The organism is Acinetobacter sp. UBA991 (assembly GCF_002292065.1).
In the GTDB taxonomy this organism is placed as follows: Bacteria; Pseudomonadota; Gammaproteobacteria; order Pseudomonadales; family Moraxellaceae; genus Acinetobacter; species Acinetobacter higginsii.
On record NZ_DBBF01000032.1, the window covers coordinates 20,607 to 27,059 of the forward strand.

General features: G+C 41.7%; 8 protein-coding genes. 5 read left to right on the forward strand and 3 right to left on the reverse strand.

All coding sequences use genetic code 11. The features are described from left to right. Positions 1-54 precede the first annotated feature (54 nt). Positions 55-708: a TetR/AcrR family transcriptional regulator gene (locus B2727_RS14140; protein ID WP_374755510.1), complete on the reverse strand. Its 654-nt coding sequence runs from the start codon at positions 706-708 to the stop codon at positions 55-57. A 137-nt stretch (positions 709-845) separates the two neighbouring features. On the opposite strand from B2727_RS14140, the gene B2727_RS14145 reads away from it, so the two are divergent. The 5 genes from B2727_RS14145 (at position 846) to B2727_RS14165 (ending at position 5,799) form a co-directional block, all read left to right on the forward strand. After that, positions 846-2,072, forward strand: coding sequence for an MFS transporter (locus B2727_RS14145; protein ID WP_033133971.1), 1,227 nt, complete (start codon positions 846-848; stop codon positions 2,070-2,072). Between the two features lie 292 nt (positions 2,073-2,364). Further along, positions 2,365-3,579, forward strand: coding sequence for an MFS transporter (locus B2727_RS14150; RefSeq protein WP_033133970.1), 1,215 nt, complete (start codon positions 2,365-2,367; stop codon positions 3,577-3,579). Between the two features lie 14 nt (positions 3,580-3,593). Then, positions 3,594-4,367, forward strand: a complete 774-nt coding sequence (locus tag B2727_RS14155; RefSeq protein ID WP_004801994.1) for an AraC family transcriptional regulator — start codon at positions 3,594-3,596, stop codon at positions 4,365-4,367. A gap of 118 nt (positions 4,368-4,485) precedes the next feature. Then, a complete protein-coding gene (locus B2727_RS14160) occupies positions 4,486-5,031 on the forward strand; it encodes a glutathione peroxidase (RefSeq protein WP_004801991.1) in 546 nt (181 codons plus the stop codon). A gap of 171 nt (positions 5,032-5,202) precedes the next feature. After that, positions 5,203-5,799 carry a hypothetical protein gene (locus tag B2727_RS14165; protein ID WP_033133969.1) on the forward strand — a complete coding sequence of 199 codons (597 nt, stop codon included), beginning with the start codon at positions 5,203-5,205 and terminating at the stop codon, positions 5,797-5,799. Between the two features lie 94 nt (positions 5,800-5,893). Here B2727_RS14165 and B2727_RS14170 read toward each other — a convergent pair whose 3' ends face one another. Continuing rightward, positions 5,894-6,313 carry a F0F1 ATP synthase subunit epsilon gene (locus tag B2727_RS14170; RefSeq protein WP_005200695.1) on the reverse strand — a complete coding sequence of 140 codons (420 nt, stop codon included), beginning with the start codon at positions 6,311-6,313 and terminating at the stop codon, positions 5,894-5,896. 17 nt (positions 6,314-6,330) lie between these two features. After that, on the reverse strand, positions 6,331-6,453 hold a 123-nt coding region (locus B2727_RS14175; protein ID WP_291349424.1), incomplete at its 5' end, for a hypothetical protein.

The following is a 6,453-nucleotide window of genomic DNA, read 5'->3' on the forward strand; positions in this document are numbered from 1 at the left end:
AATAATTGAAATATCGTATTTCAGACATTTATATCGCAGTCACGACATGGTGGCTTAGAACAGCTCCCATGCGCGCATCGCGTGTTCAACCACCTTATGCAGTTGTTCAACAGTCGCCCCATCTCGTACTTGAATCGTCAGCCCCTGCACAACCGTTGCATAGAAGTCGGTCATTTCCTGTAAAGGCGCTGTTGCTGGCAAATCACCGTTGGCAACGCCCTGCTCTAACCGCTCAAATAGTTTTTGCTTGGTCTGCAAACGTTTTTCCAGAATATTGTGTTGCACTGCCTGTGCATTGTCCGAGCAGTTCATGGTCGCAACAACCAACATACAACCAGTTGGTTTATTGGGTTGAGCCAAACGTTTAACGTTGTCATATAAATAAAGCTCAAATGCAACTTTAGCAGTTTTGGCTTCTAAAAAAATAGGAACAATCGGACAAGCTTCATGGGCCAAATAATAGTCGATGCATTTATAAAACAGACCCGCTTTATCACCAAAGCTACTATATAAGCTCGGTGCAGTCAGCTCTAGCGCTTGTGTTAAATCGCTGATGGACGTGGCTTCATAACCATGCTCCCAAAATAGCAACATGGCTTTTTCCAAAGCCTGCTGCTCGTCAAAACACTTTGGACGGCCACGCTTTTTTTTCAAGCTGTCATCACAGGGTGTTGGCAGAGGATCAGGTGCATTTGTCATAACAGTCACAGGTATTTTCATAACGATCACTATCAAATTAATTGACGCAGCAACATTAATCAACTATTTTATTTTATATCGATCGTTATAAAAAATTACTATTTTTCAATTTTATTGTTATCTAACTAACAATAAAGGGAATTTTTATGGAAAATCCATCTGCAACTGACCTCAGCTCACTGGAGTCAACCCCCTCACAAGGGAACTGGCTCGCATTGCTCTCTGTTACATTTAGTGCTTTTGCCTTGGTCACAGGTGAGTTTCTTGCGATTGGTGTACTCAATGATATCGCACGAGACTTTCAAGTCTCGGTTGGAACAGCAGGTCTAACCGTTTCATTGACCGCAATCGTCGGTATGTTTGCTGCAGTGCTAATTCCAATTTCGGCGAAGACACTGGATCGACGAACTCTGTTACTGATGCTCACCCTGTTAATGATTGTTGCCAATCTTCTCACAGCATTTGCGCCTAACTTTATCCTGCTATTAATCGGACGTATCATTCTGGGCGTTGCTGTTGGCGGATTCTGGGCCACTGCGGTTGCTTTAAGCGGTCGCCTTGCACCGCCTCATTTACCAATTGCCAAGGCAACGGCTTGGGTGGCTTTCGGGGTCACCTTGGCCAGCGTATTGGGAGTGCCTATGGGCACATGGTTGGCTCAATATAATGGTTGGCAAACCTCTTTCACCGCAATTTCATTGATGGGGGTATTGCTGTTTATCTTCCAGTATCTGTATCTGCCTCAACTCAAACCCGCCTCTTCATTACGTTGGAAAGAACTTCCGATCCTGTTGCAACATCCTGCAGCACGTAAAGGTCTGATCATCTTTATTTTTATGGGCTTTGCACATTTTGCGGCTTATAGTTATTTTTCTGCCTTTTTTAAGCATCAGTTGGACTTCTCTGATGGTCTAATTAGTCGTTTACTGCTGGTCTATGGAATTGCAGGGATTTTTGGCAATATTTTTGCAGGCTATCTGGGGCAGAAAAATATCCGTTATACCTTTGCAGTCAGTGGTATCACCTTCTTCTTTGCCTTTCTCTGCTTACCGATGTCTGGCGCACATGTCGTCTCTGCAATCATCTTGACTGCTTTATGGGGCTTCGCTTATGGCATTATCCCAACCGCAGTCAACATCTGGATGTTTACCCATGCGCCTGAAGCCGTTGAAAAAGGCATGCCAATGGTGACATTAACCTTTTTAATTTTGATTGCGCTGGGCAGTATGTTTGGTGGCATTATCGTTGATTATTTTAATGGTACGGTCTTATTTTTCGCCATGCTGCCATTGGTCCTCTGTTCTCTGATATTAATTTTTACGCTGGCACGAGGTCTGAACAACCCCCAAATCCATTATCAAAAACAAGGATAGATGCAGAGATCATACTGAATCCCCCCTGCTTAGATATTTCTTCTATCCGCATCATGACTAGTCGCCTCTACACAACCTGTTAAGGCGACTCTATTGATTCATTTCCATTTGCGCGTAACTTTCCCAAGCTATGCATATTTATCATAAGCCTTACAAATATATTTATAACGATCACTATTAAATTAATTGACGACCTTGCATTTATCTACTATTTTATTTTATAGCGATCGTTATAAAAACTTAATTTATTCTTAACCCTTTTGTCATCTTAATGACAAATAAGGACATTCACATGGAACAATCCACTTCCTCAACTGCACGACCCATCGAAACCACGCAAGGCAGTTGGTATGCAATTTTAGCTGTTGCCATTGGTGCTTTTGCATTGGTGACCAGCGAATTCTTGCCAGTAGGCGTACTGAATAGTGTTGCGGCAGATTTAAATATTTCCGTCGGGACTGCAGGTTTAATCATTACCTTACCTGGGGTGATGGCTGCAATTGCTGCACCACTATTACCTATTTGGGTCAAACAACTTGATCGTCGCTATGTATTGATCTTATTGACTGCAATTATGGTCATAGCCAACACCATTACGGCATTTGCCGATAACTTCAATGTGTTATTGCTCAGCCGTTTAGTACTCGGAATTTCAATTGGTGGCTTCTGGGCAACCGCAATCGCGCTCAGTGGCAAGCTTGCACCACCACATTTACCTATCGCCAAAGCCACTGCAATTGTGATGGCTGGTGTTACTTTTGCAACTGTTCTCGGTGTTCCAATCGGAACATGGCTGAGTGAATTCTATAGTTGGCGAAGTGCATTCGGCATTACTGCGGTGATTGGACTGCTGGTTTTGGTTCTACAAGTGATGTTCTTGCCTAAACTGAAACCTGAGTCTGCCATTCATTTACGCGACCTACCTGCATTATTACGTACCCCCAAAGCACGTAGCGGCATGTTGATTGTGTTACTGATTGGTCTTGCTCACTTCTGTGCTTATAGTTACTTAGCCCCCTTCTTTAAAAATATTGCAGGTTTTAACGGAACCACCATTAGCTCATTGCTTCTGCTTTATGGCATTGCAGGTATTTTTGGTAATGCCTTTGCAGGCTATAGTGGCAATTTAAATGTGCGCTATACCCTTGCCTTTGTCGGGATCTGTTTTGCAATCGTCTTCTTTGGCTTCCCGATCTTTGCAATTCATGAGTTTGGTGCCATTGTACTGACCGCCTTATGGGGTTTTGCTTTCGGCGCATTTCCTACCTCAGCCAATATCTGGATGTTTGTGCATGCTCCTCATGCCGTTGAAAAAGGTATGCCTCTGTTTGTCGGCATGTTCCAAGTCATGATTGCCACAGGTTCACTGCTCGGTGGTTATGTGGTTGATCATTTCAATGAAAATATCTTAATTTATGGTGTAATTAGTTTTGTTGCCTTAGCTTTGATTAGTATTTTTACTTTAGCCAAAGGCCTAAACAATCCTAAAGTGACCTACGAAAACTAAAATGAGCCCCTCAAATGAAGCATGATGTTGCTGAACAATTTCCCTTTTTACACGGTATAGAAGTGCATGAATTTCTATATCAAAAAGACGATATTGTCACACCTCATTCTTCACTTTGGGGTGATTTCAATTTCAGTTTGAATGGGACTTTAGAATTTGATATTGAAGGTCAATACTACCTATCACCACCGAGTTATGGATTGTGGTTACCCTCACGCACCGAACATCAATCACTCCCTGTTGAACATGAAATTCATTATATTTGTATCCGCCTGCATCCGAAGTTTGGCGATTTCTTAGGAAATACTTGTCGTTGTTTTAGTATTGAGCCTTTCTTTCGGGCATTGGTACTGCAAATCTTAGAGCAACAAAAACAAGCTGCTCCCCCTGAATATCTCGAACACCTGCTACAAGTGCTGTTCGATCAGCTCAAACAAGCACCTGCTTATTCACATTACTTACCCCAAAGTAGCCATCCCATTTTATCGCCAATCTTAGAAAAGCTGTCTGATCCTGAGTTATTTAATAGCAGTTTACAGCAAGTATTACAGAATTTTACGGTGAGCGAGCGGCACGTTTTACGCCTGAGTCAACAAGAGTTACAACTGTCGCTGTCAGAATGGCGTAACCGTGCCAAGATTATTTTTGCCATCAACCAAATCCGCCAAGGGATGACCATTAAACAGTTGTCCTTTGCTTTGGGCTATCATCACAGCTCTAGCTTTATTGAGTTCTTTAAGCGCTATACAGGACAAACACCGATTCAACTTAAAAATGCCTCCCTCTGAAATAAAGGCTTGGTTTTTCTGATTATTTGTATGGATTCATATCAAGAGCATTGCACTCTGCGGCAATAGCAGTTAAAACAAACGGGTATTGTCACAACAACAAATTAGGACGTATTCCATGAGCCAATCGGTTTATCACATTCCAGTTAAAGACATTAAAGGCCAAGAAGTCGATCTAGATCAATATCAAGGCAAAGTCCTGTTGATCGTTAACGTAGCATCAAAATGTGGTTTAACACCGCAATACGAAGGTCTGGAAAAACTGTATCAAGCCAAAAAAGATCAAGGTTTAGAAATTCTTGGTTTTCCTGCGAATAATTTCTTGGAACAAGAGCCAGGATCAAATGATGAAATCCAACAGTTCTGCTCACTGAACTATGATGTGCACTTCCCTCTGTTCGCAAAAATCTCTGTTGCGGGTGAGGATAAACACGCTTTATATCAAACCCTGACCCAAGCAATTCCAGAGCGTCAAGGTGAAGGTCCATGGTGGAAAGACTTAGTCGATTATGGTTTAACGCCAAATAACCCACCAGAAGTGTTATGGAATTTTGAAAAATTCTTAGTGAATAAGAATGGTGAAATTGTTGCTCGTTTTGCACCAGATATTACTGCGGATGACGAGCGTATTGTCAGCGCAATTGAAGCTGAATTAGCAAAATAATTTTGAGAAACAAATAGAAAAGCGCAGTTGATCTGCTCTTTTCTATTCCAAACCTAAAAAGTCCTTCATCTCTCTGTTTTCATCAAACTGTTGCTGAATTGCAAAAATCACTTCTTTCTCCACACTTTCTGATTATAGTGACCCTCTCTTATAATCTGGTGTCGTTCAGCCGTGATGGAAAATCTATCTCTCAAAGCCATTCTCTCTGTATCTACACTTACGGCGGCATTAACGCTCACTGGCTGTGACCAAGCTCCTCAAGAGAATGAACAAGCTAAGCAAACAACTACGTTTGAACAGGCAGACACAGCTTCTGAAAATGAAGAAAGTGCAACAACAGTCACTCAAGACACTCAATCTTTAAGTCGTGGCAATATGTTGAACATTGCCCGTGATATCGCTAAATTACAAATCGAGACTGATGACTACGTCACACTGCTTAAGCAATCACAAAGCAACCTTGAACAAGCGATTCAAGATAAAAATGTGCAAACTTTACAAAGTACCACGGCTACACTCAGCCAAGAGTTGAATGGTTTACATGATGCCTTGCTGGCACTCAATTTAAAAAGTACGGAAGTGGATCAAATTCGCCAAAGCTTATTGAGTGCAAATCAACAGTTGCTGAATATGCCACTATTGCATGGTCAAACCGATCTTTCAAAAATTGATTTTGCCAAGATAGAAAAGCAGTTGAATACGATTCAAATGGATATGGTAAAACTGGCAACATTGGTCTTAGGAAATAAAGACGAGTCAAATACTTAAGAGCATCGATTGTTTAACTTCAAATTCAGGTTTCAAAATACATGAGACATAAAAAAGCCACCTTACGGTGGCTTTTTTATGTCAAACCTGCAAATTACAATGCGCGGTTTTTTATCTTACGAATCGTTTCAAGCTGACCTGCAATCTCAGATAGAGATGCGAGAGCAGCAGCAGAGTCTAAGTCACTCTTTTGATTTGCTAGCAATGCTTCAGCTTGTTTACGAGCATCTAAAATTGCAGCTTCATCTAAATTGTCAGCACGAACTGCAGTATCTGCAAGTACGGTAACAACATGAGGTTGAACTTCTAACACACCGCCAGATACATAAACGATTTCTTCTGTACCATTTTCCAACTGAACACGAATCGGGCCCGGTTGGAGTAAAGTTACGAGTGGTGCATGCCCTGGTAAAATACCAAGTTCACCGCCCGCACCTTTTGCGATTAACATCGTAACTTGTCCAGAGTAAATTGACTCTTTAACACTTACGACATCACATTGCATAGTCGCCATGAGATGATCTCCTTAAATTAGAGTTTCTCAGCTTTAGCAATCACTTCGTCAATACCACCAACCATATAGAACGCTTGTTCTGGGATGTGATCGTATTCACCAGCTAATAGACCTTTAAAGCCACGAATCGTTTCTTTAAG